This window comes from Phytohabitans sp. LZ39 (genome assembly GCF_059359075.1).
In genome coordinates, this window is sequence record NZ_JCADBM010000022.1 from 10875 (window position 1) to 31617 (window position 20743).

Here is a 20743-nt window from a genome sequence, read left to right on the forward strand (position 1 = left end):
GCCTAAGCAGAGTACACCTCCATCTCATAAAGCGAATAGCCGTAGGAGGTGGCCCGGTCCACGCCGACCATGCGCACGTACCGGGCGTTTCTCGGGGTGAAGGTGTCGTTGTCGGTGCCGCCGTTGCCGGCGGCGGTCGACCACGCCGTGGTCCAGGTGGCCCCGTCGGTCGAGGTTTCGACGCGGTACGCGGACGCGTACGCGGCCTCCCACCGCAGGATCACCCGGGCCACCGTCCTGGTCGATCCTAAGTCGACGGTCAGCGCCTGGTTGTCGGTCCAGGAGCTGGCCCACCGGCTGCCCGGGTCACCGTCGAACGCCCGCGCCGCCGCGTGTGGCGACTGCGTGCCGGTCGCGGTGGCCGGGCGCCCGGCGGCGAGGTTGCCGGCGCCCTGCCCCCGCCCGGTGGGGAACGACACCACCTGCTGGTAGGTGGGCCTGTTCTGCCAGGCGATGATGGGTGAGGTGATGCCGCCGAGCGGCGACTGCACGATCGCGTCCGCGCACCACTGGTCGCCGGCGGCGCAGTGCTCGTCGCCGGGGTACACGGTGGACGCCGGCTGGGCCGCCGCCGCGCGCAGCGTGTCGAGCAGCACCGTGCGGCAGGCGGCCAGGTCGCCGTTGCCGCAGTACGCCCGTCCGAGCCCGCCCTGCACCGGCTCGCCGAGCACCCGCCGGATGTCCTTGTCGACGTAGCCCCACCAGCCGTACTGGAACGAGGAGCCCTTGTGCGGCTGGGACCCCTTGTCGGAGGGCGCCTCATCGATCTGGAGGGTGTTGACCAGCGCTTGGTAAAGGTCGGGACCGAGCCCTGGCTTGAACTGTCCACTCACGAGCAGCGGCCACCACGCGTCGAAGACCCGGATCGCGGTCGCGTGCTGGTACGCCTTCGACCCGGCCGAGGTCTCCTTGCGGGTCGCGCCGGCCTGCTGCCACGCCTTGAGCTGGCTCACCGCGGTGGCGAGACCGGCGTCGGTCACCGGCTGGCTCTCGATGACCCGCAGCAGCTCGTCGAGCACCTCCTTGCCGCGCAGGTCCACTGTGGCCGCGTGCTCCACGAGCCGCACCACGCCCGCCCGGTCGAACTTCTGCCCGGCGTTCAGCGTCGCCTTCACCGGCGTGTCCAGCAGCTCGCCGCGGTGTACCGAGCCGAAGCTGAAGTTGCCGTCCGCCGCGCCGAAGTCGCGGGCCTGCTTGTTGTTCCACGAGACGTAGTAGTCCTGGTCGATCGACTGCGGGTGGGCGGAGGCCGGTGCGAAGCCGGTCCACTCGTACTGCGCGGCCATCGGCAGGTTGGGGTTGGAGTTGGCCGCGCGTATCGGGTTGCGGCCCGAGTTGAAGTACGCCGACTGGGTCGAGTTGACGTAGAACCAGTTGAACGCGTACTCCACGTTGGACGCCGCGGTGAGGAAGGCGTTCGCACTCCCCATCACGGCCGGGTCGTTGTACATCTGGAAGCCGATCGCCGACTGCGCCTCCCGCCCGTACGTGGAGCGGCGTTGGGTGAACGCGTACGGCTGCCCGCCGACGGTGCCCCGCCACGCGACGAGGCCGAGCGCCGTGCGCCAGGCGACAATGCGGTACGAGCCGGCCGGTGTGCTGTCGGCGACGGTCGGGTTCCAGGAGTTGACGTGCGACAGCTCCTCCATCGCCTTGCACTGTCCCTGGTGGAGGTACCGGTTGCTGGCGAGCGTCGGCGCCGAGCCGTCGGTGGTGCACAGCGGCAGCGCGTACGTGTCGGTGATGTCCTGGACGGACGACGTGGCGCTCCAGGCGTAGTCCTGGCCGCGGCCGAGCAGCACGTAGAGGCTGATGCCGGCGAACGCGACGCCCCGGGCGCTGATGCCCGGCCCTTGAAGCTCCTGCATGAGCAGCAGCTGCGGGGAGAAGTAGCCGGTCTGCGGCCCGAAGACCGCGATCGGGTGGCCGCTGGTGGAGTTGCGGCCCGAGATGACGACCGCGTTGGACATGCCGCGGTGCGCGCTGCCGATGGCCAGCTCGGAGAGGGCAACCGCGCCGTCGGTGGCCGAGCCGGTCTGGTCCCGCACCACCGGTTCGGGACGGGCGGAGCCGGCGTCGGGCGTCACCACGCTCGGCGCGTCGTCGGGTGCCGAGCCGTACGGGAAGCTCTGCCCGTCGTGGAGGGTCAGCACGGTCTCCGGGTCGTTCTGCGAGCGGAACGCCCGCCACACCGCGTCACCCTCGGTGGGGCCGTACTTGGCGCGCGCGGCGATGCGCACCAGCGCGGACTGCATCTCGTTGCCGCCGCCACCGCCGAAGAGCCCGCCGACGACACCGGCGATGGCGACGAGGTCGGTCATCGTGAAGCGCTCGGGGCCGCCCGCGTTGGTGATCGCGTCGAGGTGGCCGGTGAGTACGTACTCGCCGGGACAGTTGCGCCCGGCCATGCAGGCGCTGATGTACGCGTTGACGCCCGCGATGTACGCCTCGACGTCCAGGTAGAGCTGCTCGCCGCGGGCGCCCTGCTGGCGCAGCGCGGCGATCTGCGCCTGGAGGTCCGCCTCGGTGTACGGCGAGTTGCGCCAGACGCTCTGCTCCAGCGCGCGGTTGCCCGGCGCGCCACCGGCGAACGGGGTGAGCGTGCCGCGACCCACGTGCCGCAGCAGGTCCATGGTGAAGAGGCGGTCCTCGGCACCGGCGTACCCGGCCCCGAACATGGTGCCGGAGCGAGTGGTGCCGGTGATGTGCGGTGTGCCGGTGGCCTTGTCGCGCACGACCGTCACGTCGGCGCGCGGCTGGTACGTCCGCTCGGCCTGCCCCGCGGGTACCCCGAACGAGGCGTTGTTGAAGTAGGTGTTGATCTGGTCGTCGGTGAGCCCGGCGTAGTTGTAGACGAGGTTGGCGTACTCGTCGATCTGGTCGGCCGAGTGCGCGGGGCGGGTGCCGAGCGCCTGGTGGGCGAGGATCTCGACGAGTGTGGCGTTGCCGTTCTGTCCGGGCGGGAGGATGTCCGAGCACTGCTCGAGGCAGTAGTCGTCGGCCGCGAGGACAGCGGCTGCGGCCTGCGCTTTCGCGGCCGCCGGCACGGGGACGATGAGGGTGGTCGTCGCGGTGAGCAAGGTCGCGGCGAGGACCGGGAGAGTGGCGGGTCTGCGCATGGCGATCCTCATGACTGTTAATATGTGAGGAACATTCGTGTACCGGATAGTAACTTGCCGGACCCCGTCATGCCTAGAGGTTCTTCAATGCCTCTCGCGTGGAGAGCGGCGCCAGCCGGTGCGCGGCGACGTACGCGCGGACCGCGGCCGGGTCGGTCTTGGCGTACTCGCGGAGCGCCCACCCGATCGCCTTGCGGACGAAGAAGTCAGGGTGCCCGGCCTGCCGCGTGCAGTAGCGGAACAGCCGTGCCACGTCGGTCTGCTCCTTGTAGCGCAGCTGGTGCAGGATCGCGGTGCGCACCAGCCACATGTCCTCGTCGTCGATCCAGGCGTCCATCGTGGACACGAGCGCCGGATGCGCGGAGACGAGTGGCCCTACCAGATGCGCCGCGAGCGCGTCCACTGTGTCCCACCACGGCTTGGTCACGACGAGGAAGCGCGCCGTCTCCAGAAACCCGGCCGAGCACACCCGCGCGTGCCGGCGCAGCAGGCCGCAGGCGAAGTACTGGTACTCCCGCTCGGGCAGCGCCCAGCACCCCTCGGCCACGTCGCGCAGGTCGTCTTCGGCCGGCCGGTCGAGCCCGGCGAGCACCTGCCGCGCGAGCACCCGCTGCGCCGGCGACTGGATGCCGAGGAAGGGAAACTTGTCGCGCATGTACGCCGCCATCGCGGGCGCCCGCTCGGGGTCGCGCGCGCCGCCGAACACCCGGGTCAGGCGGCCCAGGACCTCGGTGGCGAGCGGCGTCATGGCCCGATCATGCCGTACCGTCGGGCCCATGGGCAGTCGACCGGCCGCGGGTGGTGGGCGCTGGGTCGACGTCGACCCCGAGCGCCTGACCAGGTGGGTCGACGGCTTCGCGGCCCGGCACGGCTCGATCGAGCCGGCGGTGACCGGTTACGGCGTCTCGCTACGCGCCGACGACGGCGAGACGGCCGAGCTGCACGCGCCGCCCGGCGTCACCGGCTACCGCAACCTCTCGACGTTCGTGGCCGCCGCGATCGCGCCGCGACGCGTGGGTTTGCTGCTGGCCCGCAAGGGCGCCGCCGCGCTCGGCATCGCGGTGGGTGACAAGCTGGAGACGTCCAAGGTGGACACTTCCTACGTGCAGAGCCGCACGGCCGCGGGCGGCTGGTCGCAGCAGCGCTTCGCCCGCCGCCGCGAAAACCAGGCCAAGGCGGCCGCCGGCGACGCCGCTGACCTGGCCGTGCGGCTGCTGCTGCCGGAGGCGGGCGCGCTGGCCGCGCTGGTCTGCGGCGGCGACCGCCGCACGGTCGACACGATCCTCGCCGACCGGAGGCTGGCCCCGCTGGCCGCCCTCCGCGCCGAGCGCCACCTCCACGTCCCCGACCCGAGGCACGCCGTCCTGGTCGACGCCGTACGCGCCGCGCGCGCGGTGGCGATCCACCTCAGCCCGTGAGGACGTCCAAGGATTCCAGGCCGCGGAAGAAGTAGCTCGCGATGTACGTCGGCTCGTAGCCATCCACCAGGCGCAGGCCGGGCAGCCGGGCGAAGAGCGTCTCCACGGCCACCCTGATCTCGGCGCGGGCCAGCGGCGCGCCCGGGCAGAAGTGCAGGCCCCTGCCGAAGGCCACATGACCGCGGACGTTCGGCCGGTCGAGGTCGACGCCGTCCGGCTCGGGGAAGACGCTCGGGTCGCGGTTGGCCGAGCCGAAGAGGAGCAGCAGCAGCGCCCCCTGCGGCAGCAGCGTCCCGCCGAGCTCGACCTCGCGCGTGGTGATCCGAAACAGTCCGCGGTGCGGCGCGTCGCGGCGCAGGGTCTCCTCGATGGCCTTCACGATCGTGCGCGTGGGGTCGGCCGCGAACTGCGCGCGGACCGACGGGTCGCGCAGGGCGATCAGCACGGTCGCGGTGATCGCGTCCCGGGTGGTGTCGAGGCCGGCGACCCGCTTGCCGCGGATGTAGTTGTGCAGGTAGTCGTCGCTGAGCCCGGGAAGGCCCTCGGCGCCGTGTATCAGCGTCGAGATCATGTCTTCACGCGGGTGCGCCCGCCGCTCCTCGATCAGCCCCTGAAGGTACCGCGTGTAGTCGCCGAGCCGCCGCGCGGCGCCAACCCGGTCCTCCACGGGGACGAAATGGTTCCACAGCAGGTTGAGGTCTTCGGTCCAGGCATGGACCCTCGCGTTGTCCTCGGGCGGAAACCCGATCACGGCACCGATGATCGTCTGCACGAAGGGCGCCGCGTACTCGCTGACCAGGTCGGTGGACCCGGTCGAGAAGGCGTCGACCAGCTCGTTCGCCCGCCGGTGCATCAACGGCAGCAGCGCCCGCACCCGCGCCCCGCTGAACGCGATCTCGGTCAGCGCCCGCACATGCTCGTGCGCCGGCGGATCCGTGTTGACCAGCACGGTGGTCTCCGGCACGCCGCCGGCCCTCAGCTCGGCGACCACCTCGGGCGGGTTGTCGTAGATCCACGGCAGCGACGCCGACGAGGAGTACGTCCGCGGGTCGTCCAGAACGGCCGTGACGTCGGCGTAGCGGCTCACCATGTACGCGCCGATGGACTTGCTGAACGCCACCGGCCGCTCCCGCGCCGCCCGGTAGAACAGGTGCGGATCCTCCCGATGCGGGCTGACCATGGGATTGAAGTCGAGCTCGGTCTCCACGGCGGCCCCTTCATCGACGTCCTGTAATTCTCGGCGGCCCCCGCGGCCACGTCCACCTTCCGCATCTGTCCGATCGCTGCTTGCGATCATGCCGCCGAGACGCCCAGCGACCTTCGCGCCCCGAAAGCCCAATTCCAAAGACGTGAGCTACCGCGACGTCCGCGGTGGTCCGGACCGCCGCTCCCGCGGCCTCACCCTCCGCGCCACACAACCAAACCCCCGCGCTGAGGCCACCGCGCAGCGCCCCTCACCGTTCGCGCGTGCCACTGGCCGTCCGTGGCGAATAAGTGCCCTTCTGGGGGCAACAAGTCGCCACGGACGCTCCCGGGCCGGAGGCCGAGACGGGGTAACCGCGACCAGCGGCGAATGGGTGAGGCCGCGGGAGCGACGGACAGCGACCACGACGAACGTCGCGGTAGCTCAAAATCTTTTTGGACGCCCTGTGGAGCCGCGGACGACGAGCGTCAACGGGAGCAGCACCGAGCGCGGGTGGCGATCCGGCTCCTGGATCTCGGCGAGCAGCAGGCGGGCGGCCTCCGCGCCGAGCTCGTAGTGGGGGATGCGCACGGTGGTCAGCGGTGGGCTGAGCTTGTCCATGAAGGGGGTGTCGTTGAAGCCCACCACGCTCACGTCGCCCGGACAGCTCAGCCCGCGCGCGGCCAGCGCGTCGTAGCAGCCGAGCGCGAGCAGGTCGTTGCCCGCCAGCACGGCCGTGAAGTCCACATCGGAGTCGAGCAGCGCGGTCAGCGCCTCCGCGCCGGCGGCCTCCGTCCACGATGCACAGACGACGCGCCGCGCCGGGTCGTCGGGGAGGCCGTGGTCTTGCAGCGCCTGGCGAAACGCGCGCAGCCGGCCCCGCCCGGTGGAGAGGTCTTGCGGGCCGGCCAGGTGGGCGATCCGCTCGTGGCCCAGCTCGACCAGGTGGCGCACGGCCAGCGCCACGCCGGTCGCGTCGTCGGCGGTGACCGAGGGGATCTCGGGGCCGGCGGTGCGGCGGTTGACGAGCACGACCGGACTGCCGGCGGCGGCCAGCTCGGCGAGCAGCGGGTGCTCCAGCCGGGCGGTGGCGAAGACGAAACCCTCCACATTGCGCACCCGCATCGACTCGACGGCGTCGGCCTCGCGGGCCGGATCGTTGTCGGTGTTGACGATCCAGGCGCTGTAGCCGACCGGCCGCAGCACATCTTCGACGCCGCGCGCGATCGGTGGGAAGAGCGGGTTGGTCAGGTCGGGGATGACCAGGCCGATGCTGGCCGAGCGGGAGGTCTTGAGGCTGCGGGCGATCGGGTTGGGCCGGTAGCCGAGCGAGCGTGCCACCCGCTCCACCCGGTCGGCGGTCTCCGCGTTGACGAGGTGGCGGGTGGCCGGGTTGAGCGCGCGCGAGGCGGTCGCCCGGTGCACCTGGGCGCTGTCCGCGACGTCCTGGAGGGTCGGCTGCCGCACTCTGGAATGGTACGAGCCGGTCATGGCGAAACCACCGCGGGCGAGCGCCACCGGGCCCGTGCGGCCGTCGCCAACACCCCGAGGGGCACCAGGAGAGCCGCGGCCACCCCGTAGACGAGGCCGAACCGGCCGGCCTCGACCGGAGGGCCGCCGGCCACCGCGCCGAGCGCGCTGCCGGTGAAGAGGGCGCACGCGAAGAGCGACACCGAGGCCAGCCCGGCCTCCGGCGCTACCTCGGTGGCCCAGGCCTGGAAGGTGGAGTGCATCGAGGCCCAGGCCGCGCCGATCAGCAGGCAGACGACCGCCGCGGCGGCCGGGGCCGCGGTGACGGCGGCCAGCGCGCAGCCGATCGCGGCCAGCGTGGCGCCCGCGGCGATGAGGGCCGCGGCCGGCACGCGGTGCTGTAGGCGGCCGACGATCGGGGCGCAGACGAGCACCGCCACGCCGTACGCCGCGGTGACACCGCCGGCGACCGCGGCGCCGCTGCCGGTCGCGCTTACGGCCGCGGGCAGGAACGTCAGCGCGCCCATCAGGATGCCACCCTCCACAATGGCCAGGAGGAGGAGCGTGCGGGCGGGCCCGGAGCGCAGGACGGCGCGAAACGGGGCGAAGAGGCCGTCGGCGGCCGCGGGCGGGGCCGGCAGCTCGGGCACCCGGCCCAGCACCAGGCAGGCGACCACCGCGATCGCGCCGGTGACGAGGAACGCGGACCGCCAGCCGGCCGTGGCGGCCAGCACCCCCGCGCCGGCGGTCGCTCCGGCCGTGCCGAGGGCGACGCCGGCCATCAGCGCCGTGATGTCGCGGTGCCGCCGGCCCGGCGCCGCGGTGGCGCCGGCGTAGAAGAGGGCGGCGGGCACGGCCGCGCTGAAGCCGCCGCCCGCGACGAGGCGGAAGGCGGCGAGTGACGCGGCGTCGGTGGCCAGCCCGGTGCCGGCGGTGGCGAGCGCCGCCAGGAGCACCGCCAGCCGCAGCGACCGGACCACGCCGATGCGGCTGCTGACGAGGCCCCAGACCGGCTGCATGAGGCCGTACGCGAGGAAGTAGGCGCCGGCCGCGCTGGCCACCCCGGCCACCGGGATGTCGAGGTCGCGCGAGATGGCCAGCAGCATCGGCGGCATCGCGAACCTGTCGAGCGTGCTGGCGAGCGCGGTGAACCGCATCAGCCGGTTGTGCCGCTTCATGCCGGTGACAGTCCACTGAGGAATCGCTCGTCGACGAGGCCGGAGTCGGGTGCGAGCAGCGCGTCGAGCTCCGGACCACCGGCGCCGTGGCTGCTGCGCAGCCAGCAGATCGTCTCCAGCGCCCGGCTGTCGAGGCGGCCGGTGGGCACCAGGCCCTCGCGCGGGTCGGTGAGCGTGCGCAGGTATCGGGCCACGCCGTCCGGGTCGAGGCCGAGGCGGGCGGCGGTGACCTCCGCGGCGGGGCGGGCCAGCCGGCCGGCGACGAGCGCGCGGGCGGTGGAGAGCAGGACCGACGTGAGCGCCCGCAGCGAAGGTCCGCTGGCCTCCACAGTGGAGGCCGGCGCGGCGAGCACGGCGCCGACGTACGGCCCGAGGGCGGAGGCGCGGCCGATCCGGGCGCAGCCGGCGGTCTCGGCGCGCAGGTCGCTGCCGGCGTTGAGCACGCTCATCGTGCACTCGCCGGCGGCCAGGGCGGCGGCCCGGCGCGGTGTGGGGCCGATCGGCCGCACCTCGTAGTCGAGCCCGGCGTGCAGGCCGAGGCGGGCGAGCAGCGCGTAGGCCACGAAGGCGAAGCCGGAGCGCGGCACGTCGACGGCGAGGACCCCGCCGCGCAGGCCGGCGCCCGGGTCGGTGCCGCTGGAGCGGATGCCGGGCCGCGCGAACAGCGACAGCCCCAGCCCGCGGTCGACAGCGGCCAGGATGCGCACGCCCGAGTGCGGGTGGGCGAAGATATTGTCCGGGCTGGTCAGCGCCGCGTCGAGCTCGCCGGAGAGCAGCGCGGCGAACTGCTGGGTCGAGGAGGTGGCCGGCACCTCCTCGACGGCGAGGCCGGCCCGGTCGAGCGCGCCGGTGGCGGCGGCCACGCCGAGCAGCACCGAGGGGCTGAACACCCCCAAGCGCAGCGTGACCCTCACGAGCGACACCCTACCGCAACCGATTGCATCGACGGCGCGCCAATATCTTCAGCGCTATTGACACGTAGTGGCGTGGCTCACATGATGCGAGAGTCGCAATCGATTGCGGTCATCCGAAGTTCCCCGCGCAAACGTGGAGCGCAGCGGAGCGTTTCGTGGGGTGGACTAGTCGGACCAAGGAGGGCCCATGGCTGGCCTGCTGTCTCGCCTCGCACTCGTCACGACCGCCGCGCTCGCCGTCGCCGGCTGCGGAGAGCGGCCCAGCGCCTCCTCCGCCGACTCGGACAAGCCGATCCGGATCGGCATCTCGCTGCCGCTGACCGGCGACTTCTCCCAGCCGGGCACCCAGGCCAAGCGGGGGTACGAGGTCTGGGTCAACATGGTCAACGCCAAGGGTGGCCTGCTCGGCCGGCAGGTCGAGCTCAAGATCACTGACGACGCCAGCAACCAGGACACGGTGGTCGCCGACTACACCCGGCTGATCACGCAGGACAAGGTCGATCTGCTGTTGGGCACGTTCTCGTCGCTGCTCAACTACCCCGCCTCGGCCGTCGCGGAAAAGAACGGCATGCTCTACGTCGAGCCGGCCGGCGGCGCGCCGCGGATGTTCGAGCGCGGCTTCCAGTACCTGATCTACGCCCAGCCCGCGACCGCGCCCAAGCAGGCGGACGTGATGCTCGACTGGGTCAAGTCGCTCCCCGCCGACCAGCGGCCGAAGACCGCCGCCTACCCCACGCAGGACGACCCCTTCACCCGACCGGTCATCGAGACGCTCCAGGCCGGCCTCGAGGCGCTCGGCGTGCGCACCGTCTACTCCACCGTGTACCCGCCGGAGACGACCAACTTCCAGACCGTCGCCAGCGCGCTCGCGGCCCGCAAGCCCGACCTCGTGGCGCAGGGCGCCGTGTTCGAAGACGGCGTCGGGCTGGTCCGCTCGCTCAAGCAGCTCGGCTTCTCGCCCAAGGTGCTCTTCCAGACCTCCGCGCCGAGCAACGCCGGGCAGTACAGCGACGGCGTCGGCGCGGCCAACACCGAGGGCGTCTTCTACACGGTCAGCTGGAACGAGAAGGCCAAGACACCGTTGAACGAGGACTTTGTGGCCGCGTACGGCAAGGCGTACAACGGTGAGACGCCGGCCGAGGACGCGGCGGACGCGTTCGCGGCGGCGCAGGTGCTCCAGGCGGCGGTCGTGGCGGTCGGCAGGATCGACCAGAAGGCGCTCGCCGACTGGCTGCACGCCAACTCCGTCGAGACGATCCTCGGCAAGCTCAGCTGGGACGCGACCGGCGCGCCGCAGAGCCGGTTCCTGCTCGCGCAGTGGCAGGGCGGCAAGGTGGAGATCGTGGCGCCGGCCGACCGGGCGACCACCACGACGGTGATCCACCCGAAGCCGGCCTGGAAATGACGGAGCTGGCGCAAGCCCTGGCGCTCGGCGTGCTGATCGGCGGCGTGTACGCGCTGCTCGCCTCCGGACTCACGCTCATCTTCGGGGTGATGCACGTCGTCAACGTCGCGCACGGCGCGCTGCTCGTGCTCGTCGCGATGCTCACCTGGTGGATGTGGCGGCACACCGGCATCGACCCGATCGTCGCCTCGGTGGTCACGACCCCGTTGATGTTCGGCCTCGGCTGGGCGCTCTACAGAGGACTCGTCGTGCGCATCCGGGGCGCGTCGGCGTCGATGTCGGTGCTGCTCACGTTCGGCCTGGCGCTGACCGTCGAAGGTGTGCTCAACGTGACCGCGGGCAACAAGTTCCGCTCGGCCACCCCCGGCTACTTCGAGGAGTCGTACCGGATCGGCGGGGTCTCGCTGCCCAAGCCACAGCTCTACGGCTTTCTCGCCGCCGTCGCCGTGCTCGCACTGCTCTACGTGGTGCTCACCCGCACCTGGACCGGCCGCGCGATCCGGGCCACCGCGCAAAACCCCGACGGCGCCGCGCTCGTCGGCGTCGGTGCCACGGCGACGGCGTCGCTGGCCTTCGCGATCGGCACGGCGACCACCGGCGTCGGCGGCTCCATCATGTCGGTGCTGTACCCGTTCTTCCCGGCCTCGCACTACGACTGGATCTCCCGGCTGCTCGGCATCATCGTGCTGGGCGGCCTGGGGAGCCTGCCCGGCGCGCTGGTCGGCGCGCTCGTGCTCGGGCTGGCCGAGACGCTCACCGCCACGTACGGCTCGCTGCGCTGGTCCACATTGGTCTTCTACGTGGTGATCCTCGCCGTGCTGCTCGTCCGCAAGCAGGGCCTCTTCGGCGCCCGCCTGCGCGAGGACGTAGCCTCGTGAAGTGGGCGGCCGTCCCGCTGGCGGCGCTGGTGCTGTACCCGGTCATCCGGCCGTTCGACACGTACCAGCAGACCGTGCTGCTGCTCGCCTTCCTGCTCGCCGTGCAGGCGGTCAGCTGGAACATCATCTCCGGGTACGCCGGCTACGTTTCGCTCGGGCACAGCGCGTTTCTCGGGCTGGGCTCGTACACGGCCGGCATCGTCGGCGTCCACACCGGACTCAACCCGTTTCTCGCCGCGCCGTTGGGCGGGCTGGTGGCCGTGCTCGGCGCGCTCGTGCTGGGCGCGGTGGTGCTGCGGGCGCGCGGCCACGCGTTCGTCATCATCACGATCGCGCTGCTGCTCGCCATGCAGGTGGTCGCCACCAACTGGTCGTCGCTGACCAACGGCTCCAACGGCATCACGCTGGAGCTGCCGTTCTGGTCCCGCGACTTCCAGAACGTGCCCTTCTACTACTTCTTCCTGCTCCTGATGTTCGCGACGATCGGGTTCAGCTGGGCGATCCGGCGCACGAAGTTCGGCACCGGGCTGGTGGCGATCCGGGAGGACGAGGGCAAGGCCGCCGCGATCGGGGTGGACACGACGCGGTACAAGATCGTGGCGTTCTGTTGCAGCACGTTCTTCGTCGGCATGGCCGGCACGGGCTACGCCTACTTCCTGACGTTCCTCAACCCGGTCGGCGCATTCGGCATCCTCGGCAGCGTCACGATCGTGCTCGCCGCGCTCGTCGGCGGTCGGGGCACGCTCTGGGGGCCGGTGATCGGCGCGTTCCTGGTGCAGATCGCGAGCGAGGTCGCCACCGTCTACGGTGGAGGGTCGCAGAGCCGGGTGCTGCTCTTCGGCGTGGCGCTGGTGCTCGTCGTGCTCTTCCTGCCGGCGGGCCTGCTGCCGGCGGTCGCCGCCCGCGTGCGCCGGAAGTCCACCGTGGAGTACGTCGACCAAGCGGGAGCCCTGGCCCAGATCTCGACGCCGGCGATAACCCGCGTGGATGGCGACGGCCCCATCCTCGAAGTGCGTGGCGCCGCCAAGCGCTTCGGCGGGCTGGTCGCCGTCGACGGTGCCGACCTCACCGTCCAGCGCGGCACCATCACCGCGCTCATCGGGCCCAACGGCTCCGGCAAGACCACACTCTTCAACCTCGTCACCGGCGCCATGCGGGCGGACGGCGGGGAGATCTGGTTCGACGGGCGGCGGATCGACCGGCTGCCGCCGTGGACCCGCGGACACCTGGGGCTGGGCCGCACGTTCCAGGTCACCCGCCTCTTCAAGAGCATGACCGTGCTACAGAACGTCGTCGCGCCACTGCCGGACGCCCGCTGGCGCACGATGCTGGCCGGCGCGGTGCGCGGGCACGAGGCCGACCGGGCCCGCGAGCTGCTCGGCTTCGTCGGCCTGGCGCGCCTCGCCGACCAGCCGGCCGGCTCCCTCTCGTACGGGCAGCAGAAGCTCGTCGAGCTCGCCCAGGTGCTGATGATGGAGCCCAAGCTCGTGCTCCTCGACGAGCCGGCCGGCGGCGTCAACCCGAGCCTGGTCGGGCGGATCTGCGACATCGTCCGCGGGCTCAACGAGCAGGGCGTGACGTTCCTCGTCGTCGAGCACAACATCCCGATGGTGCTCGGCCTCTGCGACCCGGTGGTGGTGTTCTCCCGCGGCCGGCCGATCGCCGAAGGACCGCCGGCCGCGATCCGCGCCGACCCGGCGGTGCTCGACGCGTACCTGGGGGAGGAGGCGATCGCCGATGCTCTCACTTGACGGTGTCGTCGCCGGGTACGGCGCGGGCGACGTGCTCCAGGGCGTCGACCTGGAGTGCGCGGCCGGCTCGATCACGTGCGTCGTCGGCCCGAACGGCGCCGGCAAGTCCACCGTCCTGCGCGTGGTGAGCGGCCTGATCCGGCCGCGCGCCGGCACCGTGACGCTGGCCGGCCGCCCGATCGGTGGCCGGCCGGCCGACGAGATCCTCCGCCTCGGCGTGACCCAGGTGCCGCAGTCGCAGGCGCTCTTCCCGACGATGAGCGTGCGGGAGAACGTGCTGATGGGCGGCTTCCTCATCCGCCGCGACCGGGCTCTGCTGCGCAAGCGGTACGCGGCCGTGGAGGAGCTCGTGCCGCTGGTGGCCGAGCGCCGGGCCGACCCGGCCGGCAACCTGTCCGGCGGCCAGCGCCGCATGGTCGAGATTGGCCGGTGCCTGATGCTCGACCCGGCGCTGATCCTGCTCGACGAGCCGTCGCTCGGGCTCGACCCGAAGTCCCTCGCCGCGGTGGCGGGGCTCGTCCGGCGGCTGCACGACGGCGGCACCACCGTGTTGCTCGTCGAGCAGAACGTGCGGCTCGGGCTGGGCATGGCGACGCGGGGCGTGGTGATGGAGGGCGGCCGGGTCAGGCTGGCCGGCACCGCCGCGGAGATCCTGCGCCATCCCGAGATAGCCACCCTCTACCTCGGGGGAGTACCCAATGGATGACCTCGTCGCCTCGGCCATCGCCAACTGGGCGCCGCGCTTCACCACCAACGGCGTGGCGGTCGCCGACTTCGAGCGGGTGACCCAGCTGGTCAGGCGCTGGACGGACTGGTGCGCGGCCTGGTCCCGGGTGGCCGCCGAGCACGAGGGCCTCGGGCTGGAGGCGACCGCACAGGAACGGCACCGCTCGGCGGCGCAGCACTACGCGCAGGCGGCCACCTACTACCACTTCGCCAAGTTCCTCTTCGTGCAGGACCCGGCACAGATGCGGGCGGCGCACATGGCGGCCGTGCGCTGCCTCGACAACGCCCTGCCACACCTCGACCCACCCGGGCGGCGGGTCGAGATCCCGTACGGCGGGGCGCGGCTGGTCGGCGTGCTCCGCCTTCCGGCCGGGCCGGGCCCGCATCCGGTGGTCGTCCTGGTACCCGGGCTCGACTCGGCCAAGGAGGAGTTCCGGTCGACGGAGGCGCTGTTTCTGGAGCGTGGTGTCGGCACGTTCAGCGTCGACGGACCGGGGCAGGGCGAGGCGGAGTACGACCTGCCGATCCAGGGCGACTGGGCGGCCCCGGGCGCGGCGATCCTCGACGCGGTGTCCACACAGGAGCGGGTCGATCCGGACCGGATCGGCGTGTGGGGCGTGAGCCTCGGCGGCTACTACGCGCCCCGCGTCGCCAGCGCCGACGGCCGGGTGCGGGCCTGCGTCGCGCTCGCCGGCCCGTACGACTTCGGCGCCTGCTGGGACGGCCTGCCGGCGCTGACCCGCGAGGCGTTCCGGGTGCGCTCGCGCTCCTCCGACGAGCGTGCCGCCCGGGCGGTCGCGCACACGCTGAGCCTCGCCGGGCACGCGCCTGCCATCCGCTGCCCGATGCTGGTGGTGACCGGCAAGCTCGACCGGCTCATCCCGTGGTGGCACGCCGAACGGCTGGCCAACGAGACGGGCGGGCCGGTCACGTTGCTGCTGCTCGCCGAGGGCAACCACGGCTGCATGAACGTGGCCGCCCAGCACCGCCAGCGCACCGCCGACTGGGTCGCCACCCAGCTGAGGGCCGTGCAGAGGAAGACCGCACTGAGGGGGAACGCTCCGCTATGACGCACCACTTGACCGTCGGCTGGATCGGCGCCGGGCGGATGGGGTCCGCGATGGCCCGCCGGCTGGCCCGCGCCGGCTTCGACGTGACCGTTTGGAACCGCACCCGCGCCAAGTCCGAAGCCCTTGCCAGCGACGGGATCCGCGCCGCCGAGCGGGTCACCGACCTGGCCGACCGCGACGTCGTCTTCACGATGGTCTCCACCTCGACCGACCTGGAGGCGGTACTCACCGATCTGTTCGCCCGCACCGACGCGGCACCATCCACTGTGGTCGACTGCTCGACGGTGAGCGCGGAGGCGTCCGCCGCGATGCGGGCCGCGGCGGCCGAGCGTGGCGTCGACTTCCTCGCCGCGCCGGTGAGCGGCAACGGCAAGGTGGTCGCCGCCGGCCGGCTCAGCATCGTCGCCTCCGGACCCGAGGCGGTCTACCACCGGGTCGAGCCGCTGCTGGCCGTGCTGGGGCGGGCCACCACGTACGTCGGCGAGGGCGAGACCGCGCGGCTGGTCAAGCTCTGCCACAACCTGCTGCTCGGCGTCGTCATCCAGTCGCTCGCCGAGATCACGGTGCTGGCCGAGAAGGGCGGCGTTTCCCGGGCCGCGTTCCTCGACTTCCTCAACAACAGCGTGATGGGCTCGATGTTCACCCGGTACAAGACGCCGGCGCTGGTGAAGCTCGACTACACGCCCACGTTCACGCCGGTGCTGCTGCGCAAGGACTTCGACCTCGGCCTGGCCGCCGCGCGGGACCTGGGCGTGCCGATGCCGGTGGCCGCCCTGACCCAGCAGATCATCCAAGCCGTGATCAGCGGCGGCCACGGCGGCGACGACTTCGCCGTCCTCATGGAGCAGCAGGCCGCGGCGGCCGGCCTCGACCTCAAACCCGAGGCCGCCGACGTCGACGACGGCCTGGGCTAGGCGTCGATGGCGGCGACGACGCGCTCGCGGGTCAGCGGGAGGTCGCGGACCCGCACGCCGAGCGCGGCCGCCAGCGCGTTGCCGATCGCCGCCGCCGTGGGGCCCTGTGCGGCCTCGCCGGCGCCGACGCTCGGCTCGTCGGGGCGGTCGAGCAGAGCCACGTCGACGCGCGGCACCTCGCTGAAGCGGAGGATCGGATAGCTCTCCCAGTCGACGCTCGTCACCCGGCGGCGGTCGAAGCGCACCCGCTCCTTGAGCGTCCAGCTCGCCGCCTGCACCGCGCCGCCCTCGATCTGGTTGCGCACGCCGTCCGGGTTGACCACCCGGCCCACGTCGACGGCGATGGCGAGGCGGCGCACCCGGATGTCCTGCTCCGCCTCAACCTCGGCGACCACCGCGCAGTAGGCGCCGCGCTCCTTGTAGCGGGCCAGCCCGATGCCCCGGTTGTCGCCGCCCCAACCGCCCAGCTCGGCGGCGGCCAGCAGCACCGCGCGGGCACGCGGGTCGGTCAGGTGGGCGAGGCGGTGTGCGAGCGGGTCGCGGCCGGCCGCCAGGGCGAGCTCGTCCATGAAGGACTCGATGGCGAACACGTTGAGGAACGCGCCGAGCGAGCGCAGCGACGACGACCGCAGCGGCGCGCGCAGGGCCCGGTGCGCGCGGATCGACCGCTCCGGAAACGCGTAGACGGGGACGGCGTTGCGGGCGATGCCAGCGCCCCGCTCCAGCGGCGGGTCGGCGGGCGGCGGTAGCGGGTGCGGCTCTTCCAGGTGTGCGGCAGCGAGCAGGCCGGGGCTGCCGGCGTATCCGGGACGGGACACGTGCCCCTGGCTCCACACGTCGTACGACCAGGCCGTCACCATCCCGTCACCGTCCACTGTGGCGGCGACGTCGGCGACCATCGCCGAGCCGAACGGCGCCCAGGTCAGCTCGTCCCGCCGGCTCCACCGCACCAGCACCGGCCGGCCGGGCACGGTGCGGGCGAGCAGCACGGCGTCGAAGGCGGCGTCGTCGGCGCCGTTGTGCCCGTACGCCCCGGCGCCCTCCACGTGCGACACCTCGACCCGCGACGGCGGCAGGCCGAGGGCCTGGGCAATCGCCCGGCGCAGCGGATGCGGGCCCTGCGTGTGGCTCCACACCCGGACCCTCTCGCCGTCCCACTGAGCGACGGCGCAGCTCGGCGCGATCGAGGCGTGGGCGAGGAAGGGCCGGCTGTAGGAGGCGCGAAAGCCCCCGGAGACCGCGGCGCCGGCCACCACGGTGGACGTCTCCAGTGGACCCGCACGCAGGAATGACGGCAGCGCGTCCTCGTCGGGGAGCGTGTCCGCCTCGTCCCAGACCGCCGCCTGCGCGAGCGTAGAAGCAGCCCGGTCGGCCTCGGTCTCGGTGGCCGCCACCACGCCGAGGAAGCTGCCGTCGACCACCGCGTCCACGCCCGGTCCTACCGACACCAGCCGCGCGCCGCGCGACGGTGGGCGGACCACGCGGCCGTAGAGCAGGCCGGGCAGGCGCAGGTCGTGCACGTACCGGGGGCGGCCGGCCACCTTGTCGGGCAGGTCGAGCCGGGGCACGCTGGTGCCCACCACGCGCAGGTCGGCCGCGCTCTTGGGACGGGCCGAGCCGTCCGCGTCCCGGTCCCAGGTGGTCGCTCCGGCGGCACGCAGCGCGCGTACCTCCGCACAGGCCTGCCGGAGCGCGGCGCCGGAGTCGGCGACGGAGAGGCTGCCCGCGGTGATCCCTTCGTCCGGGCCTTCGGCAGTGCCGGCGGGGACCATCCGGACCCGGTCGAGCGGCACGTCGAGCTCGTCGGCGGCGATCTGGGCGAGCGCGGTGAGGATGCCCTGCCCCAGCTCGACCTTCCCGACCCGGATCTCGAAGCAGCCGTCCGGCGCGAGGCGTACCCAGCCGGAGAGCCGGGGATTCGCGGCGAGCGACCGGGGGAGGGTCATGGGCCGGCCGCCCGGAGCACCGCGCGGACCATCCGCCCGTGCGCGCCGCAGCGGCACAGGTGGCGGTCGAGCGCGCCCTTGACCGCCGCCTCGTCGGGGTGCGGCTCGCGGGCCAGCAGAGCGGCGGCGCTCACCAGGACGCCGGAGACGCAGTATCCACATTGTGCGGCCTGCTCGGCCAGGAACGCGTCCACCAGCGGGTGCCCGCGCAGGCCCTCCACTGTGGTCACCGCCTTGCCGACCACCGACCACAGTGGAGTATCGCAGGCCGGCGCCGGGTGGCCGTCGAGGAGCACGAAGCAGGCGCCGCACAGGCCCATGCCGCAGCCGAAGCGGCTGCCCACGAGCCCGAGGTCGCCGCGGAGCACGTCGAGCAGCGGCGTATCAGGGTCGGCCTCCACGGAGTGCCGCTCGCCGTTGACGGTCAGCTCATAGCAATCGATTGCGCCAGTCTAGAGGGCGTTGCCGAAGGTGTCGCACCGCTTGGGGTCGCCGGTCTTGTACCCCTGGTCGAACCACTGCTGCCGCTGCTGCGCGCTGCCGTGCGTGAAGGCCTGCTCGTCGACCCGCCCGCCGGCCTTCCGCTGGATCGTGTCGTCGCCGACGGCGGCCGCGGCGGTGAGCGCCTCCCGGATGTCCTGCTCGGTGACGCTGGTGAAGAGCGGCTGCCCGCCGGCGTCGGTGGTCGACGTCGCGGCGCGCGCCCAGGCACCCGCGTAACAGTCGGCCTGGAGCTCCAGCGTCACCGACAGCTGGTTGGCGTTGCCGGGGTCGCGCTGCTGCTGGCGGCGCATCTGCGCCTCGGTGCCGAGCAGCGCCTGCACGTGGTGGCCGTACTCGTGCGCCATCACGTACGCCTGCGCGAACTGCCCCGGCGCCCCGAACCGGCTGGCCAGCTCGTCGTAGAAGGTCAGGTCGATGTAGACGTGGTTGTCACCCGGGCAGTAGAACGGCCCCACGCCCGCGTCGGCGGAGCCGCAGCCGGTGCTCACCGCGCCGGAGAAGTATCGCGTGATGGCCGTCTGGTAGGGCCGGCCGAAGTTCTCCGGGAGCGCGCGCTGCCAGTACGCCTGGATGGAGTTGACGAAGGCCAGGTTGACGCAGGCCGGGTCGTCGAAGCGGTTGACGTTCTGGCGCGAGCAGGTCTCGTCGAGCGGCGCGCTGGTCGCGGTGTCGGTCTCGGTGCCGGTGAGCCCGCCGAGGCTTCCGAGGCCGCCGAGCCCACCGAGGCCGCCCTGCCCCAGGCAGAGGAAGCCGCACAGGCACAGCAGCACGACGGCGACGACCGCGATCCCGGCCTTGCCGGCGGGGAGCTTGATGCCGGGTCCGCCGCTGCCGCCCCGGCCGCCGCCACCCAGTCCGCCCGGGAGCCGGAACCGGCCGCCGCCGCCCCGCCGGCCGCGCATGTCCTCGACCTGGCCGGGGTCGAGGTTGGCGTCCTCATTAAGTTCCACGCGGGTCATGCTAATGGTACAAAAGCCATATATGTCCCGGGTTCGCGTCAGCTGCGGACCGCCGCTCCCGCCGGAGACCGCTCCGGCCGGCGGCGAGCTGGCGCTCGCCGAATCCCCCGACCTCCGCTGCCAGCCCCGCGCGCCAAGCCCACCCCGGCGGCTCGCCCCGGGCCCCAAGAGGGCTGCCCTCTTGGGGCAGGCCGGGACCAACGGCGGAGGGTGAGGCCGCGGGAGCGGCGGTCTGGACCACGACGGACATCGCGGTAGCTCGCATCTGCTTTTCGAATGTGACGATCTAATGGGGTCAGAGGGCGTTTCCGAAGGTGTCGCAGGACTTCGGGTCGCCGGTCTCGTGTCCGCGGCCGAACCACTCCTGCCGCTGCGCCGACGTGCCGTGCGTGAACTGCGACTCGTCGATCCGCCCGCCGGACTTCTTCTGGAGGGTGTCGTCGCCGATCGCGGCGGCCGTGTCGAGGCCCTCCTGGATGTCCTGCTGGCTGATGCTCTTGAAGATCCTTTGGCCGCCCGCGTCCGTCGTGCCGGTGGCGTTCTTCGCCCACGCGCCCGCGTAGCAGTCGGCCTGGAGCTCCAGCATCACCGAGAGCTGGTTGGCGTTGCCGGGGTCGCGCTGCTGCTGGCGGCGCATCTGCGCCTCGGTGCCGAGCAGGTCCTGCACGTGGTGGCCGTACTCGTGGGCCAGCACGTACGGCTGCGCGAACTCGCCCGGCGCGCCGAGCTGGTCGGCCAGCTGCTCGTAGAAGGTCAGGTCGATGTACACGTGGTCGTCCGCCGGGCAGTAGAACGGCCCGACGCCCGAGTCGGCCGCGCCGCACCCGGTGTTCACCGCCTGGCTGAAGATCACCGTGTCGGCCGGCTCGTACGGCTTGCCGAACCGCTCGGGGAGCGCCTTCTGCCAGTACGCCTGGATGGAGTTCACGTAGAGCGTGTTGCGGCAGTCGAGCTGGGCGAGCGCCTGGTCCGCCGCGCACTTCTGCTCCAGGGCCGTGTTGTCGCCCTGCTCGTCGCCGCCGGTGACCTGGTTGAGGCCGAGCCCGCCGCCGGCGAGCGCCACCAGAAGGGCCACGACGAGGCCGATCCACCCACCCTTACCGCTCGGCAGCGGGATGCCGCCGAGACCGCCTCCGCCGCCGGATCCGCGCCGGTCCTCGACCTGGCTGGTATCGATCCGGGCATCTTCGTTGAGTTCCACGCGGAATCGGTACCCAGTGATCTTGATTCTTACTCGGTTGGGGGCCCACGCGGCGCCGGGTAGAATCGCTCCCGTGCTGCTCTGCGAAGGCTGAGCCTCTCCGAGCC

17 protein-coding genes are annotated in these 20743 nt (G+C 72.7%); 7 read left to right on the plus strand and 10 right to left on the minus strand.

The features are described 5' to 3' along the window. Positions 1-2: 2 nt before the first annotated feature. Together AC5L36_RS33730 and AC5L36_RS33735 are read right to left on the minus strand one after the other, a co-directional pair. Entirely contained in the window at positions 3-3131 is a 3129-nt protein-coding gene (locus AC5L36_RS33730) for a penicillin acylase family protein (RefSeq protein WP_441222658.1), read from the minus strand. Between the two features lie 61 nt (positions 3132-3192). Beyond that, positions 3193-3867 carry a DNA alkylation repair protein gene (locus tag AC5L36_RS33735; protein ID WP_441222659.1) on the minus strand — a complete coding sequence of 225 codons (675 nt, stop codon included), beginning with the start codon at positions 3865-3867 and terminating at the stop codon, positions 3193-3195. 28 nt (positions 3868-3895) lie between these two features. Between AC5L36_RS33735 and AC5L36_RS33740 the strand changes: the two genes are divergently transcribed. Next, positions 3896-4537, plus strand: a complete 642-nt coding sequence (locus tag AC5L36_RS33740) for an acVLRF1 family peptidyl-tRNA hydrolase (RefSeq protein ID WP_441222660.1) — start codon at positions 3896-3898, stop codon at positions 4535-4537. Here AC5L36_RS33740 and AC5L36_RS33745 read toward each other — a convergent pair. From AC5L36_RS33745 to AC5L36_RS33760, 4 genes are all read right to left on the minus strand, one after another. Continuing rightward, positions 4527-5744 (minus strand): cytochrome P450, encoded by a 1218-nt coding sequence (locus tag AC5L36_RS33745; RefSeq protein WP_441222661.1) that lies wholly within the window; start codon positions 5742-5744, stop codon positions 4527-4529. The two genes, AC5L36_RS33740 and AC5L36_RS33745, sit on opposite strands and share 11 nt — an antisense overlap. Positions 5745-6164: 420 nt before the next feature. Further along, positions 6165-7187, minus strand: coding sequence for a LacI family DNA-binding transcriptional regulator (locus tag AC5L36_RS33750; protein WP_441222662.1), 1023 nt, complete (start codon positions 7185-7187; stop codon positions 6165-6167). A gap of 20 nt (positions 7188-7207) precedes the next feature. After that, positions 7208-8368, minus strand: coding sequence for an MFS transporter (locus AC5L36_RS33755; RefSeq protein WP_441222663.1), 1161 nt, complete (start codon positions 8366-8368; stop codon positions 7208-7210). Then, positions 8365-9282 (minus strand): ABC transporter substrate-binding protein, encoded by a 918-nt coding sequence (locus AC5L36_RS33760; protein WP_441222664.1) that lies wholly within the window; start codon positions 9280-9282, stop codon positions 8365-8367. The genes AC5L36_RS33755 and AC5L36_RS33760 overlap by 4 nt, the downstream gene beginning before the upstream one ends. A gap of 187 nt (positions 9283-9469) precedes the next feature. On the opposite strand from AC5L36_RS33760, the gene AC5L36_RS33765 reads away from it, so the two are divergent. The 6 genes from AC5L36_RS33765 to AC5L36_RS33790 are packed head-to-tail and all read left to right on the plus strand — an operon-like array spanning position 9470 to position 16026. Beyond that, positions 9470-10687: an amino acid ABC transporter substrate-binding protein gene (locus tag AC5L36_RS33765; protein ID WP_441222665.1), complete on the plus strand. Its 1218-nt coding sequence runs from the start codon at positions 9470-9472 to the stop codon at positions 10685-10687. Then, the gene (locus tag AC5L36_RS33770; protein WP_441222666.1) at positions 10684-11565 is read left to right on the plus strand and encodes a branched-chain amino acid ABC transporter permease; all 882 of its coding nucleotides are present in this window, start codon (positions 10684-10686) and stop codon (positions 11563-11565) included. The genes AC5L36_RS33765 and AC5L36_RS33770 overlap by 4 nt, the downstream gene beginning before the upstream one ends. Continuing rightward, complete coding sequence (locus AC5L36_RS33775; protein ID WP_441222667.1) at positions 11562-13316, plus strand: branched-chain amino acid ABC transporter ATP-binding protein/permease; 1755 nt, start codon at positions 11562-11564, stop codon at positions 13314-13316. The genes AC5L36_RS33770 and AC5L36_RS33775 overlap by 4 nt, the downstream gene beginning before the upstream one ends. After that, on the plus strand, positions 13303-14022 hold the full coding sequence (locus tag AC5L36_RS33780; RefSeq protein ID WP_441222668.1) for an ABC transporter ATP-binding protein: 720 nt from the start codon (positions 13303-13305) through the stop codon (positions 14020-14022). The genes AC5L36_RS33775 and AC5L36_RS33780 overlap by 14 nt, the downstream gene beginning before the upstream one ends. Then, positions 14015-15112 carry an alpha/beta hydrolase family protein gene (locus tag AC5L36_RS33785; protein ID WP_441222669.1) on the plus strand — a complete coding sequence of 366 codons (1098 nt, stop codon included), beginning with the start codon at positions 14015-14017 and terminating at the stop codon, positions 15110-15112. The genes AC5L36_RS33780 and AC5L36_RS33785 overlap by 8 nt, the downstream gene beginning before the upstream one ends. Beyond that, a complete protein-coding gene (locus tag AC5L36_RS33790) occupies positions 15046-16026 on the plus strand; it encodes an NAD(P)-dependent oxidoreductase (protein WP_441222817.1) in 981 nt (326 codons plus the stop codon). The genes AC5L36_RS33785 and AC5L36_RS33790 overlap by 67 nt, the downstream gene beginning before the upstream one ends. Here the strand turns inward: AC5L36_RS33790 and AC5L36_RS33795 are convergent. The 4 genes from AC5L36_RS33795 to ypfJ (AC5L36_RS33810) all read right to left on the minus strand — a co-directional run bounded on the left by AC5L36_RS33795 (position 16023) and on the right by ypfJ (AC5L36_RS33810) (position 20636). Next, positions 16023-17972 carry a xanthine dehydrogenase family protein molybdopterin-binding subunit gene (locus AC5L36_RS33795; protein WP_441222670.1) on the minus strand — a complete coding sequence of 650 codons (1950 nt, stop codon included), beginning with the start codon at positions 17970-17972 and terminating at the stop codon, positions 16023-16025. The two genes, AC5L36_RS33790 and AC5L36_RS33795, sit on opposite strands and share 4 nt — an antisense overlap. Then, positions 17969-18415, minus strand: coding sequence for a (2Fe-2S)-binding protein (locus AC5L36_RS33800; protein WP_441222818.1), 447 nt, complete (start codon positions 18413-18415; stop codon positions 17969-17971). The genes AC5L36_RS33795 and AC5L36_RS33800 overlap by 4 nt, the downstream gene beginning before the upstream one ends. 9 nt (positions 18416-18424) lie before the next feature. Next, a complete protein-coding gene (gene ypfJ / locus AC5L36_RS33805) occupies positions 18425-19426 on the minus strand; it encodes a KPN_02809 family neutral zinc metallopeptidase (RefSeq protein ID WP_441222671.1) in 1002 nt (333 codons plus the stop codon). A gap of 304 nt (positions 19427-19730) precedes the next feature. Then, positions 19731-20636 (minus strand): KPN_02809 family neutral zinc metallopeptidase, encoded by a 906-nt coding sequence (ypfJ, locus tag AC5L36_RS33810; RefSeq protein ID WP_441222672.1) that lies wholly within the window; start codon positions 20634-20636, stop codon positions 19731-19733. Positions 20637-20743: the final 107 nt, after the last annotated feature.

What these genes read in the sequence shown, in the direction of transcription:
- AC5L36_RS33785 (WP_441222669.1), top strand. Translation starts at nt 14,015, where the DNA reads ATGGATGACCTCGTCGCCTCGGCCATCGCCAACTGGGCGCCGCGCTTC.
- AC5L36_RS33765 (WP_441222665.1), top strand. Translation starts at nt 9,470, where the DNA reads ATGGCTGGCCTGCTGTCTCGCCTCGCACTCGTCACGACCGCCGCGCTC.
- AC5L36_RS33730 (WP_441222658.1), bottom strand. Translation starts at nt 3,131, where the DNA reads ATGAGGATCGCCATGCGCAGACCCGCCACTCTCCCGGTCCTCGCCGCG.
- AC5L36_RS33795 (WP_441222670.1), bottom strand. Translation starts at nt 17,972, where the DNA reads ATGACCCTCCCCCGGTCGCTCGCCGCGAATCCCCGGCTCTCCGGCTGG.
- AC5L36_RS33735 (WP_441222659.1), bottom strand. Translation starts at nt 3,867, where the DNA reads ATGACGCCGCTCGCCACCGAGGTCCTGGGCCGCCTGACCCGGGTGTTC.
- AC5L36_RS33740 (WP_441222660.1), top strand. Translation starts at nt 3,896, where the DNA reads ATGGGCAGTCGACCGGCCGCGGGTGGTGGGCGCTGGGTCGACGTCGAC.
- AC5L36_RS33755 (WP_441222663.1), bottom strand. Translation starts at nt 8,368, where the DNA reads ATGAAGCGGCACAACCGGCTGATGCGGTTCACCGCGCTCGCCAGCACG.
- AC5L36_RS33770 (WP_441222666.1), top strand. Translation starts at nt 10,684, where the DNA reads ATGACGGAGCTGGCGCAAGCCCTGGCGCTCGGCGTGCTGATCGGCGGC.
- AC5L36_RS33780 (WP_441222668.1), top strand. Translation starts at nt 13,303, where the DNA reads ATGCTCTCACTTGACGGTGTCGTCGCCGGGTACGGCGCGGGCGACGTG.